14 protein-coding genes, 1 tRNA gene and 1 pseudogene are annotated in these 22,203 nt (G+C 52.4%); 12 read left to right on the top strand and 4 right to left on the bottom strand.

Features of this window, described 5'->3' with window-relative positions; genetic code table 11:
• The first annotated feature begins 2 nt into the window (after positions 1–2).
• From FOB24_RS17840 to FOB24_RS17810, 7 genes and pseudogenes are all read left to right on the top strand, one after another.
• Positions 3–1,211, top strand: a complete 1,209-nt coding sequence (locus FOB24_RS17840) for a hypothetical protein (protein WP_150345257.1) — start codon at positions 3–5, stop codon at positions 1,209–1,211.
• Complete coding sequence (locus FOB24_RS17835; RefSeq protein WP_150345256.1) at positions 1,204–4,575, top strand: ImcF-related family protein; 3,372 nt, start codon at positions 1,204–1,206, stop codon at positions 4,573–4,575. The genes FOB24_RS17840 and FOB24_RS17835 overlap by 8 nt, the downstream gene beginning before the upstream one ends.
• A 290-nt stretch (positions 4,576–4,865) precedes the next feature.
• Positions 4,866–6,635 (top strand): type VI secretion system baseplate subunit TssF, encoded by a 1,770-nt coding sequence (gene tssF, locus FOB24_RS17830; RefSeq protein WP_150345255.1) that lies wholly within the window; start codon positions 4,866–4,868, stop codon positions 6,633–6,635.
• Entirely contained in the window at positions 6,599–7,681 is a 1,083-nt protein-coding gene (tssG, locus tag FOB24_RS17825) for a type VI secretion system baseplate subunit TssG (RefSeq protein ID WP_150345254.1), read from the top strand. The genes tssF and tssG overlap by 37 nt, the downstream gene beginning before the upstream one ends.
• 35 nt (positions 7,682–7,716) lie before the next feature.
• Positions 7,717–8,241, top strand: a complete 525-nt coding sequence (gene tssJ, locus FOB24_RS17820) for a type VI secretion system lipoprotein TssJ (protein WP_085047796.1) — start codon at positions 7,717–7,719, stop codon at positions 8,239–8,241.
• Between the two features lie 4 nt (positions 8,242–8,245).
• Positions 8,246–10,465: pseudogene (locus FOB24_RS17815) on the top strand (type VI secretion system Vgr family protein); the annotation flags it as partial.
• A gap of 1,691 nt (positions 10,466–12,156) precedes the next feature.
• The gene (locus tag FOB24_RS17810) at positions 12,157–12,684 is read left to right on the top strand and encodes a hypothetical protein (RefSeq protein WP_150345253.1); all 528 of its coding nucleotides are present in this window, start codon (positions 12,157–12,159) and stop codon (positions 12,682–12,684) included.
• 431 nt (positions 12,685–13,115) lie between these two features.
• On the opposite strand, the gene FOB24_RS17800 is transcribed toward FOB24_RS17810, so the two are convergent.
• Both FOB24_RS17800 and FOB24_RS17795 read right to left on the bottom strand, forming a co-directional pair.
• Positions 13,116–13,187: transfer RNA gene (locus FOB24_RS17800), tRNA-Arg, on the bottom strand.
• 75 nt (positions 13,188–13,262) lie between these two features.
• The gene (locus tag FOB24_RS17795; RefSeq protein WP_137350965.1) at positions 13,263–14,195 is read right to left on the bottom strand and encodes a formate/nitrite transporter family protein; all 933 of its coding nucleotides are present in this window, start codon (positions 14,193–14,195) and stop codon (positions 13,263–13,265) included.
• Between the two features lie 297 nt (positions 14,196–14,492).
• On the opposite strand from FOB24_RS17795, the gene mlaA reads away from it, so the two are divergent.
• Entirely contained in the window at positions 14,493–15,248 is a 756-nt protein-coding gene (gene mlaA, locus FOB24_RS17790) for a phospholipid-binding lipoprotein MlaA (protein ID WP_038642393.1), read from the top strand.
• Between the two features lie 62 nt (positions 15,249–15,310).
• Here the strand turns inward: mlaA and fadL are convergent, their stop codons facing one another.
• Positions 15,311–16,591, bottom strand: coding sequence for a long-chain fatty acid transporter FadL (fadL, locus tag FOB24_RS17785; protein ID WP_038642391.1), 1,281 nt, complete (start codon positions 16,589–16,591; stop codon positions 15,311–15,313).
• A 371-nt stretch (positions 16,592–16,962) separates the two neighbouring features.
• Here fadL and FOB24_RS17780 point away from each other — a divergent pair, with 371 nt between their 5' ends.
• From FOB24_RS17780 to sixA, 4 genes are all read left to right on the top strand, one after another.
• On the top strand, positions 16,963–17,247 hold the full coding sequence (locus FOB24_RS17780; RefSeq protein WP_038642389.1) for a YfcZ/YiiS family protein: 285 nt from the start codon (positions 16,963–16,965) through the stop codon (positions 17,245–17,247).
• A 176-nt stretch (positions 17,248–17,423) separates the two neighbouring features.
• A complete protein-coding gene (fadI, locus tag FOB24_RS17775) occupies positions 17,424–18,734 on the top strand; it encodes an acetyl-CoA C-acyltransferase FadI (RefSeq protein ID WP_085047799.1) in 1,311 nt (436 codons plus the stop codon).
• Positions 18,734–20,881, top strand: coding sequence for a fatty acid oxidation complex subunit alpha FadJ (gene fadJ, locus FOB24_RS17770; protein WP_150345252.1), 2,148 nt, complete (start codon positions 18,734–18,736; stop codon positions 20,879–20,881). Before fadI ends, fadJ begins: the two co-directional genes overlap by 1 nt.
• 209 nt (positions 20,882–21,090) lie before the next feature.
• Positions 21,091–21,576, top strand: a complete 486-nt coding sequence (gene sixA, locus FOB24_RS17765; protein WP_038642383.1) for a phosphohistidine phosphatase SixA — start codon at positions 21,091–21,093, stop codon at positions 21,574–21,576.
• A gap of 74 nt (positions 21,577–21,650) precedes the next feature.
• On the opposite strand, the gene smrB is transcribed toward sixA, so the two are convergent.
• Positions 21,651–22,202 (bottom strand): endonuclease SmrB, encoded by a 552-nt coding sequence (gene smrB / locus FOB24_RS17760; protein ID WP_006683613.1) that lies wholly within the window; start codon positions 22,200–22,202, stop codon positions 21,651–21,653.
• Between the last annotated feature and the right edge of the window lies 1 nt (position 22,203).

The raw sequence follows: 22,203 nt of genomic DNA, 5'->3' as shown, positions 1-22,203 counted from the left end.
GTATGCCAGTCCTGCTGGATACCATCCCTGAAAAGGCGGCGAAGGTTCCACGACCTGATACCCGCCGATGGCTGCTGTTCCTGGCATTTGTCATGTCAGGAGGGATTGCTCTAACGCTCTGGAACTGGACGACAGAACGCACTGGCTTTATTTTCTGGTTTACTGCCCTGGGATTGCCTTTCTGTCTCTGGGGACTGCTTTTCTCCCTGCGCCGGTTTGCATACAAAGCAGAGCAGGTGGGGGCTGAGTCCCGGAATGTGGAACGCGAAGCGCTTATTGATCGCGAAACTCGTCGGGGCCAGCGCTGTGCTTGGATACTCGATACATGCGTTCAACACTTTTCAGGAAATAGTCCGGGTGCTCTGGTGAAAGCAGTTAATCATACTGTTCCAGCTTCAGAGGCCTCAACGCCACGGGGTTCCAAATCTGCTGTCAGGTATGCAGCTTTAGCCAGTTTTCAGACAGATCTGGATACAGAACTTATCTCCGCCACGTCAACACTCGTTTCCCATGTACAAAAAATTACCGACACTCTGTCGAAGGATATTCCTTGCTGCCTGATGCTGGACTGTGACGAGGATATCCGACCCAAACTGGAGGAGCGCTTCAGAAATGAACTCACTACCAAAACCGGGCGGGTTTTCAGGCTCCTTGCGGGCAAAGGTCTGGCGGGGCTTGATGCCTGGCTGGACCAGCGCTGGGATACTCCAGGCATCCTTACAGGAGTAACGTTTTCATTGCCTGCTCAGCCTGATGAAGGTGACGCCGATGCCATTACCCTTGTGGTGCTCAGCAACCGTAAGGCTGTTGGTTATCCTGATGCGGTATGTCTCCATCGCCCTGAAAAGGGCCAGGAAACCCGGCTTGTAAAAACGCTGGACAGGGCACTGTTATGGGCCGCAACAGCCCCTGAAGCACTAAAAACGGCCTGGTATACAGGTCCAGTCCTTTCAAGCGGAAGTGGATGGAATATGGCTTGTGAAGATAACGGGGTGACATTCAGTTTGTCAAAAGACAATCATGGTATTGATCCCGCTCTGGGATATGCCAGACTCGCCGCCCCCTGGCTTGCTATTATTCTTGCCTCAGTTGCATGTAGCGATAATGGCCCGCAGGTTATCGCCGCACAACCCGCCGCTGACAAAGATGACATCTGGATCGCCGTCATCACCAAAGAAGAAGTTCGCAAGGAATCGCCCAGGAATGTCTAAGGTAAAAGTAAAAACTCTCATTGGTTCTGTTGTAACTGTCGCCTTTTTTCTGACGGTCATCGTGGCATTTCTGTTTTATGCCTTTCCGGAACGCGTGGCTTCGGCCACCGGCTTCGGACCCTATGACCGCCAACGCATACTCACATTATGCGCCATACTGGTTGCTGCGTTGTTTTTACTCGGCTGGCTGACTGAGAAGGCTTTCGACCACGCGGGTAAATCCGGGTTGTATTTCCAGTGGGGGCAGAAAAAAGCGGAGTGTGTCTCTCCGGTGATGAATGCCATTGCCAGCGAAGACGACGACGAAGAACCTGTCTTCAGCGAAGACGCGGTGTCTGAGCATCTGCGGTTTCGCTATGGACGTCGCTGGCAACATAAGGTGCGACTCCTGCTGGTGATGGGTAATCCGGACGACGTCCAAAAAGCGGCCCCGGGCCTGTGTCATGACCTATGGCAGGAAGGCGACGGCAACGTGCTGATTTATGGTGGTGACGCGCAGTCACTTCCGGATGAGATCTTCCTTTCAAAACTGAAGCGCCTGCGATCCGGACAACCGATTGATGGCATCATTCAGGTAATAAGTACCTCAGCCCTCCCTACGGATAGTGAACGGGATGCCTTATTGCGTTGCCGCCAGAAAGCCGACCATCAGCTTGGCTGGCAGGCGCCTGTCTGGCTGTGGCTGACTGACAACACTACCGGTGCTCTGCAGGGCGAGGAAACGGCGGCGACAGGGGTTATCTTCGGGCCGGAATGCACCGTAAAAAGCGCGGGTGAAGGGTTTTCTACACTGGCGCTACACCTGCAAAAAGTGGGTATGGCAAAGATACTGAATAATCCGGCTGATTTCGGTCTGCTTCAGTTGTCCCTCCGACTACGGCAGGAGCTGAAAGCCAGTCTGGCTGTTTTGCTCAGCGGGCTGATGCAGGGATCCACAGCCTGGCGTTTACGCGGTGCCATGTTCAGCCCAGAACTGGCTGTTACCGGAACGATACCAAACACACGCCTCGACACACCGACCTGGAAAGCCGTCATTGATGACTGTGATGCCTCCAGCGGCAGAAAGCTGGGCTTCGACTGGCTGAAGATGCTGCGGTTAATTCTGCTTTCCCTGATTGTTCTGTGGGGGGCCGGTACACTGCTGTCCCTGATCGTTAACCGTACCCAAATTTATCAGGCGCAGGAAACCGCGAGGCAGGCAGCAGATACCGCAAAACCACTGGCTGTACGCCTGCACAACCAGCTCGTACTACAGCAAGCCATTGCCCGTCTGCAACATCGAGAGGCGACCGGCGCTCCATGGTACACACGATTTGGTCTTAATCAGGACGGCGACACGCTGGCCGCACTCTGGCCGCTGTATGCGAAAAATAACGCACAGCTGATGAGGGATGCCACAGCAGATAGTCTCAGGCAGCAGTTGAATGCCTTTGTGCAACTTCCTCCTGCCAGTGATGCCCGTACGCAGGGCACACAGCAAACCTACGACGTGCTCAAAAGTTATCTGATGATGGCTCGTCCGGACAAAGCGGACGCAGAATGGCTGGCAAAAAACGTGCTGAAAGCCTTACCGAAACGCCAGAATGTGCCGGATGGCACGTGGCAGGCGCTGGCCCCGAAACTGCTGAGCTTCTATGCGCAGAACCTCCCGGCACACCCGGAATGGAAAATTAAGCCTGATGCTGAACTAATCAGCACGGTCCGTCAGATCCTGCTCAAGCAAATAGGCCAGCGGAACGCTGAGTCCGGGTTATATCAGGAGATGCTTAAGCGCGTGGCCAGCAACTGGCCTGATTTAACGCTTGCCGATATGACCGGCGATACTGATGCCTCAACGGTATTCCGCACTGACGAAGTCGTCCCGGGAATGTTTACGCGTCAGGCCTGGGAAGAGCAGGTACAGGATGCGATTAACGAAGTCGTCAAAGCCCGCCGCGATGAAATTGACTGGGTGCTGACGGAGAAGACACATCAGACAGGGAGTGATATCTCCCCGGAGGCATTGAAGGCCCGCCTGACTGAACGCTACTTTACCGATTTTGGTAATGCCTGGCTGAACATGGTCAACAGCATTCAGTGGCAGGAAGCTGCGTCACTGTCTGAGGCGATTGCCCAGCTCAGTCTCATTGGTGATGTCCGTCAGTCCCCGCTGGTTGCCCTGATGAACACGCTAAACTTCCAGGGGAAAACGGGGCAGAAGGGGGAGCTACTTGCCGACTCGATAGTGGACTCAGCGAAGAAGCTGATCGGTCAGAAAAAAAATGCAAAACAGTTTATAGAGCAAGCTCAGGGTCCTAAAGGACCGCTCGATGGGGTGTTTGGGCCACTTATGGGGGTGATGGAAGGTAAAGAAGGTACCGGTAGAAACGGTAATCTCAGTTTCCAGTCCTGGCTGGCCCGCGTAACTCAGGTGCGGCTCAAGCTTCAGCAGGTCACCAGCGCCCCGGATCCGCAGGCCATGTCTCAGATGCTGGCTCAGACCATATTCCAGGGCAAAGCCATCGATCTGACCGATACCCGCGACTACGGCAGTCTGGTTGCGGCGAGTCTGGGGCAGGAGTGGAATGGATTTGGCCAGTCGTTGTTTGTACAACCGCTTGATCTGGCCTGGCGGCAGGTACTTGTCCCGGCTGCGGGTAGCCTCAATGCCCGTTGGCAGGCAACCATTGTCGAACAGTGGAATAAGGCCTTTGCGGGACGGTACCCGTTTAAAGCCACTGGCAGCGATGCCTCCCTGCCATTACTGGCTCAGTTCCTGCGTAGCGACTCGGGTCGAATCACTGCCTTTCTGAAAACGAATCTTGGCGGGATCCTCCACCAGGAGGGGAATCGCTGGGTTATTGACCCTTCCGCAAGTCAGGGGATGGTTATCAGTCCGGATTTTCTCCGGGCGATTAATCAGCTGGCTGAGCTGTCTGATATCGTGTTTTCTCAGGGCGATGCCGGTGTTAACTTCGAACTGATGGCGCGTCCTTCACGGGATGTTGCCAGGGTGCAACTGACCCTTGATGAGCAGCATCTGGATTACTTCAATCAGATGGAAAGTTGGCAGAGTTTTATCTGGCCGGGGAATACTGACTATCCAGGTGTCTCGCTCAGCTGGCGTAGTGTAAACAGTGGCATGCAACTCTACGCCAGTAATCAGGGTAACTGGGGCTTCATTCGCCTGTTGAACAAAGCCCGGATCACACCTCTTGATGCCAGCCGTACGCAACTGGTGTGGATCACTGCCGATGGCAATCCTCTGAAGTTTGTGATGCGCAGCGAGCTCGGCAATGGCCCTCTTGCATTACTGAAGCTACAGGGATTCACGCTGCCCGATACTATCTTCAGTGTCGTTACTGGCGCAGAAGAGCGCCAGTAACGATGGGCGGGCAAACTTATCCCCGTGGTAGTTTATGACCTTTCGGCAGTGGCAGGCATGGCTCTGTGACTGGCTGAAGCATAATCTCGCGCCAAAGGAAGGATTCCTTTGTCCCATGATTATGTAACGTTTCCCACCGCATATCGTTTGTATGACGCTCGCTCAGGATCCGCTTTCCCGCAAGCTCACTCCGATGAGGATAGAGTATCTCGCGTTAACTGAACCGCCCGACCCGTGCCATGGTGCTCTGTGGCTAATTTTCTATTTAAAAATTTTCAGGAATGCCGTGCATGGATGATTTGACCCTGCGCTATTACGAAGCAGAGATGCGTTACCTGCGTGAGGCGGGTAAAGAGTTTGCCCGAGCCCATCCGGATCGGGCAGCAATGCTTAATCTGGATAAACCCGGCGCCCGCGATCCCTATGTGGAACGTCTGTTTGAAGGCTTTGCCTTCCTGATAGGCCGTCTGCGTGAAAAGCTGGATGATGATCTGCCGGAAATGACCGAAGGGCTGGTAAGTCTGCTGTGGCCGCATTATATGCGGACTATCCCGTCGCTGGCCATCGTCGAGTTCTCTCCTGACTGGCGTAGTCTGCGTCAGGTTGAAATGCTGGCGGAAGGCTTCTCCGTTTTGTCACGTCCTGTCGGGCCGCATAGAACCGCCTGTCAGTACCGGACGACCCGCGATGTGCCGCTACAACCACTGCACCTTGCAGATGCTCGCCTCCATACTGAAACCGATGGCCGCTCTGCTATCCGTCTGCGCTTCGAATGCCCTGAAAAAGTGGACTGGAGTAAAGCCGGGGTAGACAAAGTCGCCATTTTTCTTAACGCAGAGAGTCCGGTTAGCTCTGCGCTGCATCTGGCAATGACCCGGCGTGTACATGCAATGTATGCCCGTCATGCCGGGATGCATACTGAACGTTATCAGTTTGATGGCTGGTGCAAACCCATGGGTTTTGATGACAATGATGGCCTGTGGAAGAAAGCCGATACTGCCTTCAGTGGTTACCAACTGCTGCTTGAATATTTCAGCTTCCGTCCAAAGTTTATGTTCGTTGAGCTGCGCGGCCTCGACGCCATCGGGCTCACTGCGGCCAGCACCTGGTTTGAAATCGACATTGTGCTCAGTGAAGCCTGGTCATCCGATCTGCCTTTTGAGACAGAAAACTTCCGGCTGCACTGTGCCCCGGTCATCAATCTTTTTACCCTCGAAGCCGATCCGCTGACACTTGATCCGCTGGATAACGAATACCTGCTCAGGCCGCTGCGTCTTCAGGATGGTCACACCGAGATTTACAGCGTCGATAACATCCACGGTGCGGTGAAGAATGGTAAACACCCCTATGTACCGTTCACCAGTTTCCGGCACCGGGGCGGTATGATGCGCCACGATGCCCCTGAACGTTATTACCACACCCGCGTGAAACGCGGCCCCTCTGGCCTGTATGACACCTGGCTAATTCTCGGGGGACGTTCATTCGAGCTGGAGCAACTGTCCGAAAAACCAGAATCCCTCTCGATGCGAATAACTGGCACCAACGGCCAGCTTCCGCGCAAAGCGCTGGAAAGTACGCTCCTGGACAGAGTGGTCAAAACCGGCAAAGTGCCCGTCAGGGTACTGAACGTCACAGCACCGACGATGCCGCTATATCCCCCGGCAAACGACCGTTTTCACTGGCGGGTGATGAGCCACCTTGGTTCAAACTTCCTCAGCATGATGGACAATCCGGAGGTTCTGCGGGGCACGCTGGCGCTCTATGACTGGACCGACGATGAAATGAACCGACGTCGGCTTGAAGCAATTGTTGCCGTGAAGCACACCCTGATCCGCCGTTTTGAGAAGGGCTTTATGCTTCGGGGCGTGGACATAGAGGTCACGCTGAACATGGATAATTTTGCAGGCGAGGGCGATGTAAATCTCTTCGGCGAGATGCTGCACCGGTTCTTCGCGCTCTATGCCGATATTCACCTTTTTAACCAGCTCACGCTGGTACTGCAGCCGACAGGGAAACGACTGAGATGGCACGAGAATCACAGCCAGCACGTACCGGGCTGACGCTGGCCCTTAACAAAGACATCTGGCGGGCCAATTTCTATCGTTTCTGCCAGTTGCTGGAACAGGAAAATCCGGACGCGCCAAAACTGGGCGCCACCAGCCATCCGGGCGATGATCCGGTACGATTCAGACCCTGGCCTGGTATGGGTTTCCCGGTCAGTACCCTCAAAGCGGTGGAGACCGACGAAGACCATCCGACATTACCCCCAACGGTCCGCACGACATTTCTCGGGATGTATGGGGTGGACTCCCCTCTGCCGACGTCCTGGCTGGATGATATTGCGCAGCGCCGCGAAGGACACGAGGCGGTCACCTCATTTCTGGATATTTTCAGCCACCGCATCACCACGCAGTATTACCGGATTTGGCGAAAATACGCGTATCCGGCGACGTTCGAGGCGGGTGGCCGCGATGCCACATCACAGTGTCTGCTGGGGCTGGTGGGACTCGGTATACCAGGCACGGCGGAACAGGTGGCGACACCGGTTTCCCGTTTCCTGGCCCTTCTGGGCACCATGCGTTTGCCCACACGCAATGCCGAAGGTATCCGGGCCCTGGTAAGCCTGCTGGCACCGAATACCCGGGCATTCATCACCGAACCCGATCCGGTTAAGGTCCATATCGAAAATCGCAGTGGGCTGGGCACCGAAAACTGCGTCCGTCTTTCGCAGCGGGCCACGCTGGGTAAAACGGCAAAGGAATCATGTAGTCGTGTGCTGGTGACGCTGGAGACAGCGGACCCGGATGAGGCGGAAGGTTGGTTACCCGGAGGTGTCCTCCATACCGATTTGCTGGTCCTGCTGCGTGTCTATCTCGGCTACCGTAGCGACGCCCGACTGAGCCTCACCGTACCCGTGCGGTTGTTGCCTGAGCCGCGACTTGGCAAAGGCAGGCGTATCCAGTTGGGCCGTACCGGTTTGCTGGGCCTGAAAGCAGGCAAATTCAGCAATAGCCGGGAGAGTCTCACCGTCAGTCTGGGCTGCTATGAAGGGTTGCAATGTTCTGCGCTCCCGCCCGCTGAAGACGGACATTACCGCTTCGAATAATTACGTACTCCCTCTCTCACAAAAGGAACTTTTGAATGACAACAGTAACCCGCTGGCGGGCGCTGACACTTATTGCCTGTAGCCTGCTCGCTGGCTGCGGTCTGACGCAGACCGTCACGGACGGTACGGTCAGCATCACGAATTCCATCTTCTACAAGAAAATTAAAACGCTGCATCTGGATTTTACTCCGCGCACGGCCGTAAACGCCGATGGCGCACAGACGCCGCTGGCGACAATGGTGCGAGTCTATCAACTCAGGGATCGTAAAGCGGTTGAAGCCGCCGATTACCAGACGTTGCTGCGCCAGGCCGATACGGTACTTAAAGAGGATGTGCTGGCGGCGAAAGAGCTGCTGGTAATGCCCAAAGGCAGCGTGACGATCAATATGCCTATGGATGAAGACGCTCACTTCGTGGCGGTGGTAGGGCTGTTTAATCGACCGGATCAGAAGGAGAACCGCTGGCGCCTGGTGCTGACCTGTGACGAGCTCGACCCGGACACACCCCGTACGATTGAACTGGGTGATGGCTGGCTCAGCCTCGTGCCGGTAAAGGAGTGACGTGATGGATAACTGGCCAGCGCTATTTGACGGACAAAACCGCTATATCCTGATGATCAATGACAGCCCGGTAAAGCCGGATGTTCTGCGTTTTCGCGGCAGGGAAGCTCTGAGCGAGCCGTTTTCGTGGGAGATTGCATTCACCACACCGCAGGAGAACATTCCCCCGGAACAGGTACTGATGAAATATGCGACGTTGCTGATGCGTGGCGGTAAAAATGTCCATGGAATAGTGACCCACCTGGAATGGCTCTCCACCTCAGAAGACCAGTCTCACTACAGTCTCACACTCAGTTCCCGCCTGGCGTTGCTGTCGGAAACCCGGCAGTGTCGCCTGTTTCGGTTCCAGTCGGTACCGGAGGTGGTAGAACAGGTGCTTCGCGAACATGGGCTGGAAGGGGCCGATTTCGAGTTTCAGCTGGAACGAGGCTACCCGGATAGGCGTCTGATAACTCAATGGCGGGAAAGCGATTTGCAGTTCATCCAGCGTATTCTTTCTGAGGTAGGGATATACTGGCGCACGGAGATGGATAACGCCCGTGCATTGGATACGTACGTTTTTGCTGACAGCCAGCTTGGCTACCGGTTTGGTGTGCGCCTGCCGTATAGCGAACCGTCCGGTTTGAATGACAGCGCCGAAGAGTCGGTATGGGATTTTCGTACTACGCATAAAGTGGTCACCGGTAAGGTCAAGACACGTGACTACAACTACAGCAAGGCTTCCACGCCGATGGATGCGGCGGTCAGCGTGCGCAGTGATGCTGTCACCACCGGGGAACATTACCGCTACGCAGCGCCTTACCGTGACGCGGGTGATGACACCAGCCCGGAGCCGGAGACCGAATCCGGCGCCTTTTATGCCCGCATCCACCACGAGCGGGAGCTCAACAAATCAGCCCGCATCCACCTGTACAGCAACGCTGCCCAACTCACCCCCGGGCAGGTACTCGAGCCGCAGGGGAATGTGATAGCCGACCTGAAAGAAGGCATGATCCTCACCCTGGTGACCTTCGAGGGGGCTCGTGATTCCCGTCTGCACGTGTCTGTCTGGGGAATGCCTTACACTGAGCGTTACTGTTTCCGTCCGGCGGAAATCCCGCGTCCGGAAATTCACGGCACGCTTCCGGCCCGGATTGAAAGCCGGGAAAAAAATGACATTTACGCCCATATGGATGATCAGGGGCGCTATCGGGTGAAGCTGGACTTCGACCGTGAAAATACGGAGCCAGGTTACGGCTATTTGTGGCTGCGAATGGCGAAGCCGACTGCCGGTGAAACGCTGGGCTGGCATACGCCGCTCACTGACGGGACAGAAGTGGCGATAGCGTACAGCAACGGTGATATTGACCTGCCGTACATAGCATATGCGCTGCACGACTCCGAACATCCCGACCTCGTGAACCGGGACAATCACACCCGGAACATCCTCCGGACACCGGCCAACTCAAAATTACGCATGGAAGACAAGCGCGGTGAGGAGCACATCAAGCTCGCCACGGAGTATGGCAGGACGCAGCTCAACAGCGGGCACCTGGTGGACAGCCAGCGGCAACTTCGCGGCACAGGAGCTGAGCTGCGTACCGATGAGTGGGGAACCATACGCGCCGGGAAGGGGCTGTTTGTCAGTGCGGATGCACAGGCAAAGGCGCAGGGTGACGCGCTGGACAGGGACGCCGCGCTGAAGGAAATCGGTCTGCTTAATCAGCATCTGCAACAGCTGGGAATGGCGGCAGAGCAGGCGCAGTCCCTGAAGGCGGATATCGACAACCAGATACAGATGTTTGAGCAACGACTGAAACCGCTCAATGAAGCCGTGCTTTTCTCGGCGCCTGAAGGAGTGGCCCTGACCAGCGGGGAGCATCTGCAAATGACAGCCGCGAAGAATGTTGCTGTCAACGCAGGAGGTGATATCAGTGTCGGAGCGATGGGCAATATGACAGCGCTTGCCGGGGATAAGCTGGGGGTGTTTACCCGGAGCGGACAACTGAGCCTGAAATCCGGCGAGGGGCCAGTAGAAGTACAGGCGCAAAATGCCAGCATGAGCTTGTTTGCAGAGAAGAAGCTGACTCTGGGTTCGGCAAGTGATATTTCGATTACCGGGAAGAAGCGAATTACATTAATTGGCGGCGGCAGCTACCTGCGGCTTGATGCTGGAAAGGTTGAATACGGTACGACTGCAACCTATCAGCGTAAGGTAAAAAAAACGATGGCGGCTGGCAGCGCGACTCTGGAGCAACATCCAGTAGCGTTGCCAGCAGCAGTATCGGACGAAAAAATCAGCAGCGACATGTTATTACGCAAACCAGAAGAAACCGATACTCAGTGGGCTGAACGTCTGGTGAAACTAAAGGTAGCTGCCCGACTTATTGAGCAGAAAACCGGGATTCCTCGCTCCCGTATCGCTAAATGGCCCATCTACCGAAAAATTATAGAAGAACAAAATCAGGCCAAAGCAGAGAAAACCCAGGGGAGACAACAAGCCGCTCAACTTATGTGTAATAAAGATATCGTTACCCATAAAGATCTTGTCGTGATATCAAGGAAAACCGGTATTCCAACGGGCACTTTGCGGCGTATGGACGAATATCGCGCCCGGAGGCCTGAGAAACAAAAAGAAACCAGGATACAGGATAAAGAAAAAGCGAAGAAACTCTTGCTTGAAAAGCGGTCAGTGAGAGCCATTGCAAAAGAGACTCAGGTTGCCGAAAGAACATTGCATAACTGGAAGCATGATCTTAAGAATTTAAAAACAAATGATGTTGCTGCCTCAGTCTCTGAAAGAGAAAATGTACTGATGAAGCAAATTGCGACAATAAAACAGGTAGTCGGCAAGGAGTGTAATGCTGTTCAATCTGTTCAGATAAAAATGAAAGCCTTATTGAGTTCAGCTATTGATGAATTGGATCCCTTTGTTCGGGACTGCACAACAACAGCAATTGGGGTGGATAACAACAATCAATATTACCTTTCATCAAGTAGCTATCCTGTTTGTCAGAAATTAAAAATCTGGGCACGTAGCCATCGTATCACTGTTGTGGAAGATGCCGGGCATGCCGAGGCCGTTTTGGTTAATAAGGTCAGCAAAATAAAACATATTGAACCCTCCCGGGATGTTTGTCTTGAATGCGAGCATAAGATGCTGAAGCATCATGTCACCACCAGTCGGCCTTTTTCACATAAACTTAGCAAAGGCCAACGTACCGGAAAGTCTTATACCGAGGAAGAACGCCAGTTCGCTAAAACCCTGAAGGCAGAATCTTCGATAAAAGCAAATAATGTAGCCAAAGCAAGACGCCTTTTAGTCGAAGGTGATTTATCTCTCACCGATATTGGGAGGCAGACCGGAGTTAATAAAAGCACTATGGTTTCATGGCCAGAACATAAAATCTGGGTGGAGAAACAGAAAAAACGTAAAGCAGGTGATCCAAGGAAAGCTAAGGCATTAGCAATGTCCCTGGAGGGGATTAGCCAGAATGAAATTGCAAACAAACTCAAAACTTCAAAAACCAAGATAAGTCAGTGGATAAAAGAGTCTAAACAAAAGAATACTGACTACGCCATGCCTGCGACCTCAGGTAAACGAGCAGCTTTGCGGCAGGGGCTCAGTCACACCACGCGTGCGCACATGCAGTCTTCATTGCGAAGTGAAATTCGCGTAGCATCGGAGGGCCTTAATCAGCAAGGATTACTTCGCTGGCTTCAGGAACCCGGTATGAGTCAACATTCTTACCATGACATACTGGATGTGCTGGAAGAGGAAGAAATCGATTTTAATATTAACGATTTTATCAGTGCATGGAGCGCGACAGGGCGCCCGTTACCAGAATAGAAAGAGGCTATGTCTCTCAGTGCTATTATTGTAAGCCGACACGGTAACTTACTCTTAACGAATCATCACATAGTCAGGAAGTTTAAATGTATAGCAATCACTATTTTGGTAAGTATGCTGAAGATATCGAGAAACTCGATTTTCACCGAAAGTTAATGCTGGGTGTTTTAGTTTTGCGTGATCTAAGTAGTTGTGTCGCGCACTTTGATGGTATTTATAATGAGAAGCTTCTCCCGTTTTATGAAAATATGATTAATGCGTTGAAATTAACTTCGGCTTCAGGATTGCCTGCTTCATCCTTATGCCATTTACGGGATGCCTGTATAAGGAGAGTTCCTGATACGGACACTTTCCCTGCTAAAGAAGGAACATTTGCTCAATATGCAATGATTAGCGCCTGTTACCTGCTGGCATTTGCGTTGGAATATAATGTCGGAGATTTTTATCGTTCACTGGACTTTTATATTGAGAATCTCTGTGCTCAGAACCAGTGTGCGGAAGAGCCATTAAATGATGCGATGCTAAATGAATATATTACAGCAATATGGGCCTCTTTAATCGCAAGTCTTGAACAGGAGGTGCACATTACTTCTGCGGCTGATGGGATGAAATGAATTTATCATATCCATAACAGAAAAACGAAGTCTACACGCGCAGAAATTCACCTTCTCTTTATGAACTGCTTACCAGCAGTTTTCATGGGGAGTTACCGAGCTATATCGTCAGCAAAAAAGAACAGTTGATCCTGTCGGTAACGAAAGCGTCAGAGCCTGGAACCTTGAGGTTTTATGATAATGAATAATCCTGACCCATCTGAAAGGGTGTAGTCCGTCTCGTCGGGAGCTGCATTTTTAATCTGAATATTAGTTAAGGCCATAGATATCTCTCCCGACGTTCTGACTGTGTGAGAGTAACGAAAAGAGATACTTTTGTTCGTGGCTGCGAAAGCTATCGGCTGGAAATGGTTGGATACTGATTTCGGCTCTAAGCCTTGCGTGGTACGGGGTTCGTAGGGTTATTTAGCAGGGGATGTAAGCGTTCGGAATGTCCCCTGCAGGAATCGAACCTGCAACTAGCCCTTAGGAGGGGCTCGTTATATCCATTTAACTAAGGGGACGAAGCGGCACGAGTATAGCGTTTTTTACCCTCAACGGTAAGTCTCAAGCCGCCTGACTGCTCAAACAGTCACCATTCAAGCCTGTTTTTTCTGGTTTTTCTGTTTCGATTCTTCGCGTTTTGCTTGCTGCCTGGCTTCTTCCTTGCGTTTGTTGCTCATATCATTGCGGATCTGCGCGTGGCTCATCAGCGCAAAGATAAACGTACCGCCGCAGATATTTCCGGCGAGTGTCGGTAACGCAAAGGGCCAGAAGAAATCACTCCAGTGCAGCGTACCATTAAAGACCAGATAGAGAATTTCCACCGAGCCGACGACGATATGTGTGGTATCGCCCAGCGCAATCAACCAGGTCATCAGAATAATGACCACAATCTTCGCCGCACCGGCCGCAGGGAACATCCAGACCATTGTAGCAATCAGCCAGCCAGAAATAATCGCGTTAGAAAACATCTCTGTTGGGCTGTTTTTCATCACGTCCATACCGATTTTGACAAAGGCGTCGCGGGTCTCTTCATCAAAAATCGGCATATATTCAAAGGCCCACGCCGCAATGCCGGTACCGATAATATTACCCAGTAAAACTACACCCCACAGGCGCATTAGCAGACCAAAATTGCCGAGGGTAGGGTTTTGCATAACCGGTAGTACGGCAGTGACGGTATTTTCGGTAAAAAGCTGTTGGCGGGCCATGATGACGATGATAAACCCGAAGGTATAACCAAGGTTCTCGAGTAGAAATCCACCTGGCACGCCTTCTAATTGCACGTGAAAAATCCCTTTTGCCAGTAACGAAGCGCCCATCGACAGCCCGGCAGCGATGGCCGACCACAGCAGCGCCATCGCATCGCGTTCCATCTCTTTCTCCCCATCCTGGCGGATATGTTCATGAATCGCCATGGCGCGCGAGGGGAGTCTGTCCTCATCGACCTCTATCTTTTTACCTTCTAACTTTTCATCACTTTCGACCTGGATTTCGTCGCTGTGCCGATCAATTTTTTCTTTCTCAATATCATTCATAGCCGAATCCTGCATAAGCACGTATTGCTAAAGCGTAGCGGTTTTTATCCGAAAATCAGCGGGAGAAAGTCTGAGATAGCAAAAATGGTAACGTTTGTTTTTATCGGGTTAGCTAAAATAGAACCGCCGCGTAGTGTGCATAACCAGGCTATGATCAAATCAGTAAGACCGGGTATATAGACATCGTTTGACGTGCTGTTACAATCGCTCACATCTTAACAGGCGGATACGTCATCGTTCCGTCATGGATGGCAATCAGCGATAGCCATATTACACAGGGAGACACTTATGAAGCTTCGCCTGTCGGCGCTTGCGCTGGGAACCACACTTTTGGTGGGGTGTGCGAGCTCCGGTACTGAACAGCAGGGGCGTTCGGATCCATTTGAAGGGTTCAACCGCACAATGTACAACTTTAACTTTAATGTTCTAGATCCCTATGTTGTTCGACCGGTAGCAGTAGCCTGGCGTGATTATGTCCCGCAGCCGGCGCGTAATGGTTTGAGCAACTTTACGGGCAACCTTGAAGAGCCGGCCGTCATGGTCAACTATTTCCTGCAAGGCGATCCTTATCAGGGGATGGTGCATTTTACCCGTTTCTTCCTGAACACCTTGTTGGGTATGGGCGGCTTTATCGATGTGGCGGGTATGGCGAATCCGAAGCTACAGCGCGTTGAACCACACCGCTTTGGCAGTACGTTAGGCCACTATGACGTGGGTTACGGACCATATATGCAGCTTCCGTTCTACGGTAGCTTCACGCTGCGCGATGATGGTGGCGATATGGTGGATACGCTGTATCCGGTACTGTCCTGGCTGACCTGGCCGTTGTCGATAGGTAAATGGACAGTCGAAGGGATTGAAACCCGCGCACAGCTGCTTGATTCCGACGGTCTGCTGCGTCAGTCTTCCGACCCTTACATCATGGTACGTGAAGCCTACTTCCAGCGTCATGACTTCATCGCGAACGGCGGGAAACTTAAACCAGAAGAAAACCCGAACGCGAAAGCCATTCAGGATGATTTAAAAGATATTGATTCCGAGTAAGGAATTGAGGCAAATAAAAAGGTGAGCTAAAAAAGCTCACCTTTTTTAATGTCTGCAGAAAATCAGAATGCGTAGTTGAAGTTGGTACCGAACAGCCAGGCTTTACCTTCAGAATCGAAAGTATACGGGCCTTCTTTGACGGTCACTTTCTGACCGTGCATATAAGAAACACCAACATCAATAGATGCGTCATCATTGAATGCGTAAGTCGTACCCGCGCTCAGCCACAGGCGGTCCTGGTCTGGAATGGAGATGGAACGCTTGCTTGCAGGAACCGGGCTGTCGTCATAGGCGATACCGGTACGGAAGGTCCAGCTTTTATCCATATAGTAGGTTGTGCCCAGCGCGATGCGGTAAGAATCCTTAAAGCCTTCTTCTTTATAGAACAGTGTCTGGCCGTTGGTGCCGGTTGCTTTCAGCTCCTGGAACTGGCTCCAACTGGTATAAGCCATGCTGTAGTGAATAGCCCATTGCGGAGCGATGCGGTTATAGCCCGACAGTTCCCACATTTCCGGCAGGTTCAGCGTCAAAGAACCCGGGACGGTGGCATTGGTTGTGCCCCATGGGAACGCGGTGCCTGCGCCAGGTAACGCATTGGCCTGGGAACGAATGCCGCTTTTGTAATCACCATCGAAGTCGATTTTAACTTCAGAGCGGTAGGTCAAGCCGTAACGGTTATTTTTATCCAGCTCGTACAAAATACCGGCGTTCCAGCCGTAGCCCCATTCGTCACCCTTCAGGCTGGCGATCTTCTGGCTTACTTTCGGCAGTGCGGCGGTTTGCTCACCGGAATAACGCTCAATTTTTGCATCGGCGTAAACGGCATTAAAACCAACACCAAAGCTCCAGCTGTCATTCAGACGGTAGGCACCGCTCAGGTTAAGGTTGACCGTTTTAAGATCAGTCTTCCCACCGTACTCACCGACGATATAGCTGTCATTAAACTCGGTTGCCAGACCATAGTTTGAGGTGACAGAAGCCCCCCAACCAAACTGCTCGTTGATAGGCATCACGAAGTGAGCGTTGGGAACCCACGCTGTAGGGGCGATGTTATCTGCGTCGGTGCTACGTCCGGTGAATGGCGATTTACCGGAAATATTAACGTCTGGATCGATATACACCGCGCCCGCAGAAAAAGTGGGGCGATCGAACATCATAATCAGTGCCGGGTTACGACTGGCGTTACCTGCATCATCTGCAATAGCGCCTTCACCCGAATATGCCCGGCCAAGGCCAGAGGAAGAAAATTCGTTTAACTGAAAGCCTGCAGACCAGGCCTGTGTGGAGATAATTGCCACTGCGACTGCGAGAGCAGACTTTGTAAACAGGGTTTTCTGGCTCATGACCATAACCTCATAGATTTATTTTTATACAAACAATGTTACATACCGTAACAGGAGCGCGAAGTGTAGGGTCTGAGGTACGACATAGAAATCAGACCAGTGCCGAGAGTATAGGTCTGACCAGCTGAAATGTTGCAAGTATGTTTATAAATATTTTCAATTCTGATCTCGGAAACGCGATCCAGCTGGCAAAATTGCGGGTATGCGCACTCACCTGTTTGGGTGATTTTTGTTTTAGATCATTTTTAAGTGTGATTTCGGTCACTTATCGCATTTCATACAATTAACGACTGGAGAGGCGAAAGAGGGGAGCGTAAAATATCCCTATCGTTTATCTGGCACCTCAGGTGCGAATACAGAGGAAATCTACAATGAGTAAATGCAGTGCTGATGAAACCCCGGTTTGCTGCTGTATGGATGTTGGCACCATCATGGACAACTCCGATTGCACCGCGTCATACAGCCGTGTGTTCGCGAATCGCGCAGAGGCAGAAGAAACGCTGGCCGCTCTGACTGAAAAGGCGCGTGGCGTGGAATCTGAGCCTTGCCAAATCACCTCTACCTTTACCGAAGAATCAGATGGTGTGCGTCTGGATATTGACTTTGTTTTTGCTTGTGAAGCTGAAACGCTGATTTTCCAGTTGGGCCTGCGTTAATCCCTTCTCTTTATACCCTTGCTGCCTGGTAGCAAGGGTATTTTCGTAACAGTCAGTGATTATTCACTGTGTCTTAGCTCCCACTTTCTTTTCTCTCCGCTTGGCTAAATGTAAAAAATTGGTTAAGACTGTGATCAGGTCAGACCACTTATTTTTATTTTTTACAGGGGAGTGTTATGAGTCAGGCTTTACCGCTGGTTACCCGCCAGGGCGATCGCATCGCCATTGTAAGCGGATTGCGTACGCCATTTGCCCGTCAGGCAACCGCATTTCATGGCATTCCCGCCGTAGATTTGGGGAAAATGGTTGTTGGTGAACTGCTGGCGCGTAGCGAAATACCCGCTGATGTGATCGAGCAACTGGTCTTTGGCCAGGTGGTACAAATGCCTGAAGCCCCCAATATTGCTCGTGAAATCGTACTGGGAACCGGTATGAATGTGCACACGGATGCCTACAGCGTAAGCCGAGCCTGCGCTACCAGTTTCCAGGCAGTAGCGAATGTCGCGGAAAGCCTGATGGCGGGGACAATTCGCGCCGGAATTGCCGGCGGGGCGGACTCGTCGTCTGTCCTGCCGATTGGCGTCAGCAAAAAGCTGGCGCGCGTGCTGGTGGATGTCAATAAAGCCCGCACAACAGGGCAACGCCTGAAACTGTTTTCCCGGCTGCGTTTACGTGACCTGATGCCTGTACCCCCCGCTGTCGCTGAATATTCCACCGGCTTGCGCATGGGGGATACGGCCGAGCAAATGGCGAAAACCTATGGCATTACGCGCGAGCAGCAGGACGCCCTGGCGCATCGTTCTCACCAACGTGCCGCTCAGGCATGGGCTGAAGGAAAGCTCGCCGATGAGGTGATGACCACCTACGCGCCACCGTTTAAAGATCCTCTTTCCGAAGATAACAATATTCGCGGCAACTCTACGCTGGCCGATTACGCCAAACTGCGTCCGGCGTTTGACCGAAAGCACGGCACCGTCACTGCGGCGAACAGTACCCCGCTGACGGACGGCGCAGCCGCCGTGATATTGATGACGGAGTCGCGTGCGAAAGAGCTGGGACTGGTGCCGCTGGGGTATTTACGCAGCTATGCTTTCACCGCAATTGATGTCTGGCAGGACATGCTGCTGGGACCGGCGTGGTCAACACCGCTTGCGCTGGATCGAGCTGGACTGACGATGACGGATTTAACCTTGATCGATATGCATGAAGCCTTTGCCGCACAAACGCTGGCGAATCTTCAGTTGCTGGGCAGCGAACGTTTTGCCCGCGAAGTGTTGGGTAGGGCACATGCCACTGGCGAGGTTGATGACAGTAAATTTAACGTGCTGGGTGGGTCTATTGCCTATGGACATCCTTTTGCTGCTACCGGTGCGCGAATGATCACGCAAACCCTCAATGAATTACGCCGGCGTGGCGGCGGCTTTGGTTTAGTCACCGCCTGTGCGGCAGGTGGTTTGGGGGCGGCAATGGTTCTGGAGGCGGAATAATGGAAATGACATCGGCTTTTACGCTAAACGTGCGTCTGGATAACATTGCTGTTGTCACTATTGATGTGCCCGGAGAGAAAATGAATACCCTGAAAGCGGAGTTTGCTTCTCAGGTTCGGGCCATCCTGAAACAAATTCGCGACAACAAAGCGCTGCGCGGTGTGGTGTTCATTTCAGCGAAACCCGATAATTTTATCGCCGGAGCAGATATCAACATGATTGGTAGCTGCCGCAGCGCGCAGGAAGCCGAAACGCTGGCCCGCCAGGGGCAGCAGATTATGGCGGAAATCCATGCGTTGCCGATCCCGGTTATCGCCGCGATTCATGGCGCATGTCTGGGCGGTGGCCTGGAGATGGCGCTGGCCTGCCATAACCGTATTTGTACCGATGATGCTAAAACCGTACTGGGTTTGCCGGAAGTCCAGCTTGGCCTGTTGCCCGGCTCCGGCGGCACGCAACGCTTGCCACGCCTTATTGGCGTCAGTACTGCGCTGGATATGATCCTCACAGGGAAACAATTGCGCGCAAAACAGGCGCTTAAAGTGGGGCTGGTGGATGAAGTCGTGCCACAGTCCATATTGCTGGAAGCTGCCGTTGAACTGGCTAAAAAAGACAGTTCCTCACATCGGAGTCTGCCCGTACGTGAGCGGGTATTAGCGGGGCCGCTGGGGCGAGCGCTGCTATTCCGTATGGCCAGTAAAAAGACGGCGCAAAAAACGCAGGGAAATTATCCCGCGACGGAACGTATCCTTGAGGTCATTGAAACCGGCCTTGCCCAGGGAAGCAGTAGCGGTTATGACGCAGAAGCCCGCGCATTTGGGGAATTGGCGATGACACCCCAGTCTCAGGCGCTGCGGCACATCTTTTTTGCCAATACCGACGTGAAAAAGGATCCAGGTAGTGATGCAAAGCCCGGTCCGCTAAACAGTGTCGGCATTCTGGGTGGCGGTCTGATGGGCGGAGGTATCGCCTATGTGACGGCCTGTAAAGGTGGCTTGCCAGTACGTATCAAGGATATTACTGCTAAGGGAATCAACCACGCGCTGAAGTACAGTTGGGATCAGCTTGAAACGAAAGTTCGTCGCCGTCATATCAAAGCCAGCGAGCGCGATAAACAGCTGGCGTTAATTTCTGGATCTACCGATTATCGCGGTTTTGCGCATCGCGATCTGGTTATTGAAGCCGTGTTCGAAGATCTGGCGTTAAAACAACAGATGGTGGCAGAAGTTGAACAAAATTGCGCACCTCACACTATTTTTGCTTCCAACACCTCATCTTTACCAATTAGTGATATTGCGGCTAAGGCTGCCAGACCTGAACAAGTGATTGGTTTGCACTTTTTTAGCCCGGTGGAAAAAATGCCGCTGGTTGAGGTCATTCCGCATGCAACGACCTCTGAGCAAACTATTGCCACAACCGTCAAGTTGGCGAAAAAACAGGGTAAAACACCGATAGTCGTCAGAGATAAGGCCGGATTTTACGTTAACCGCATTTTAGCGCCTTACATCAATGAAGCTATACGCCTGTTAACCGAAGGCGAGCGGGTTGAAGCCATTGACGCCGCGCTGGTTAAGTTTGGTTTTCCGGTTGGGCCAATCCAACTTTTGGATGAGGTCGGAATTGATACGGGCACTAAAATTATACCTGTGCTTGAAGCGGCGTATGGAGAACGTTTTAGCGCGCCTGCAAATGTTGTTGCTTCAATTTTGAATGACGATCGCAAAGGTAGAAAAAATGGTCGTGGTTTCTATCTTTATGGGGCGAAAGGGCGTAAAAGCAAAAAACAGGTCGACCCTGCAATTTATACGCTTATTGGCGCTCAGGGCCAGGCTCGACTCACCGCCACGCAAATTGCTGAGCGGTGTGTCATGTTAATGCTCAATGAAGCAGCTCGCTGTTTCGACGAGAAGGTCGTCCGCAGCGCCCGTGATGGCGATATCGGTGCTGTATTTGGTATTGGTTTTCCGCCATTCCTCGGCGGCCCGTTCCGGTATATGGATTCCCTCGGCGCGGGTGAAGTAGTTGCGGCTCTGCAACGGCTATCAACACAATATGGCTCGCGGTTTACGCCGTGTGAGCAGTTATTGCTGATGGCGGAACGCGGTGAAAGATTCTGGAATAGTAGGGAAACTGACCTGAATTCATGAGGTCAAAGGTAGGATGAATCCGCACTGAATGTATGGCTCATGCTCAAAATGTAAACAGAGATTGACTATACTTACGCCGTTGAGGTAAAAAACAGCGTTTCATTCGGTGAATGGATAAGGCACAATGCCGGCCACCATATCGTTACCACGGTCAATAGGGGCCGTGATTAACTGGTGTTGGTGATTCTGGTTAACAAAAGCGGTGCAATATGCAAGTTTTTATCATGCGTCACGGCGACGCGGCCCTCGATGCCGCCAGTGATTCGGTTCGTCCTTTAACCTCTTGTGGTTGTGACGAATCTCGCCTGATGGCGAACTGGCTGAAAGGTCAAAAAGTGGATATCGAACGTGTTCTGGTGAGCCCGTTCCTGCGAGCCGAACAAACGCTGGATGTGGTGGGGGAATGCATGAACCTGCCAAGCGGCGTGGATGTTTTGCCGGAGCTGACTCCCTGCGGCGATGTTGGTCTGGTCAGCGCCTATTTACAGGCTCTGGCCAATGAAGGTATCACCACGGCGCTGGTGATTTCTCACTTACCTTTAGTGGGGTATCTGGTGTCTGAGCTTTGCCCAGGCGAAACTCCGCCGATGTTTACCACGTCAGCGATTGCCAGCGTTACGCTTGATGAAAGCGGAAAAGGGGTTTTCAACTGGCAGATGAGCCCGTGTAATCTCAAAATGGCGAAAGCGATATAAGTAGGCCGGATAAGGCACAACCGCCATCCGGAAAATAAAAGAGCCGCAAACGCGGCTCTTTCTGTTTTTCTGCATCAGGGAAGTTCTGGCGGCAGCCACTCTTCCACTTCAATCAGCACCAGCAGTGCGGCGTCGCCACCATACTCTTTCGGTGCCTGATGAAAAGCCATCACGTGCGGATGCTGTGCCAGCCAGAGAGGCGTTTGCTGTTTAAGAATATGCTTTCCGTGGCCATGCATAACGCAGGCGCAAAACACATGCTCACGACGACAGGCGGCGATCAGCGCGCCTAATTCCTGTTTGGCCTGTTGCTGGGTCAGTCCATGCAAATCAAGAAACAGCTCCGGGGAGTAGTCGCCACGGCGCATTTTCTTGAGTTCGAAATGGCTGACGTCGGCACGTAGATATCTTACCGGGCCGTCTGTGTTCAGCAACGGCTGAAATTCGTCAGAAAAATAGTGGCTGGCATCAGCCTGTTCCTGCAACAGCCTTTTAACCGGGACCTCGGTGATTTTTTTACGTAGCGGTCGGTGAACTATAGTGTCTTGCTTAATTTTACGCGTGCCGGTCATCAGCTGGCGAAACAGCGTCTGATCCTCCTCGCTGAGCGATGTTTTCTTTTTCATT

It is taken from the genome of Citrobacter werkmanii (assembly GCF_008693645.1).
Lineage (GTDB): Bacteria > Pseudomonadota > Gammaproteobacteria > Enterobacterales > Enterobacteriaceae > Citrobacter > Citrobacter werkmanii.
The sequence above is the reverse complement of the archived record's forward strand: the minus strand, read 5'-3'. Positions and strand labels throughout refer to the sequence as shown.

Excerpts from the sequence above, each read along its gene's own strand:
- FOB24_RS17840 (WP_150345257.1), top strand. The coding sequence starts at position 3 with ATGCCAGTCCTGCTGGATACCATCCCTGAAAAGGCGGCGAAGGTTCCA.
- FOB24_RS17835 (WP_150345256.1), top strand. The coding sequence starts at position 1,204 with ATGTCTAAGGTAAAAGTAAAAACTCTCATTGGTTCTGTTGTAACTGTC.
- tssF (WP_150345255.1), top strand. The coding sequence starts at position 4,866 with ATGGATGATTTGACCCTGCGCTATTACGAAGCAGAGATGCGTTACCTG.
- tssG (WP_150345254.1), top strand. The coding sequence starts at position 6,599 with ATGGCACGAGAATCACAGCCAGCACGTACCGGGCTGACGCTGGCCCTT.
- tssJ (WP_085047796.1), top strand. The coding sequence starts at position 7,717 with ATGACAACAGTAACCCGCTGGCGGGCGCTGACACTTATTGCCTGTAGC.
- FOB24_RS17810 (WP_150345253.1), top strand. The coding sequence starts at position 12,157 with ATGTATAGCAATCACTATTTTGGTAAGTATGCTGAAGATATCGAGAAA.
- mlaA (WP_038642393.1), top strand. The coding sequence starts at position 14,493 with ATGAAGCTTCGCCTGTCGGCGCTTGCGCTGGGAACCACACTTTTGGTG.
- fadL (WP_038642391.1), bottom strand. The coding sequence starts at position 16,591 with ATGAGCCAGAAAACCCTGTTTACAAAGTCTGCTCTCGCAGTCGCAGTG.
- FOB24_RS17780 (WP_038642389.1), top strand. The coding sequence starts at position 16,963 with ATGAGTAAATGCAGTGCTGATGAAACCCCGGTTTGCTGCTGTATGGAT.
- fadI (WP_085047799.1), top strand. The coding sequence starts at position 17,424 with ATGAGTCAGGCTTTACCGCTGGTTACCCGCCAGGGCGATCGCATCGCC.
- fadJ (WP_150345252.1), top strand. The coding sequence starts at position 18,734 with ATGGAAATGACATCGGCTTTTACGCTAAACGTGCGTCTGGATAACATT.
- sixA (WP_038642383.1), top strand. The coding sequence starts at position 21,091 with ATGCAAGTTTTTATCATGCGTCACGGCGACGCGGCCCTCGATGCCGCC.
- smrB (WP_006683613.1), bottom strand. The coding sequence starts at position 22,202 with ATGAAAAAGAAAACATCGCTCAGCGAGGAGGATCAGACGCTGTTTCGC.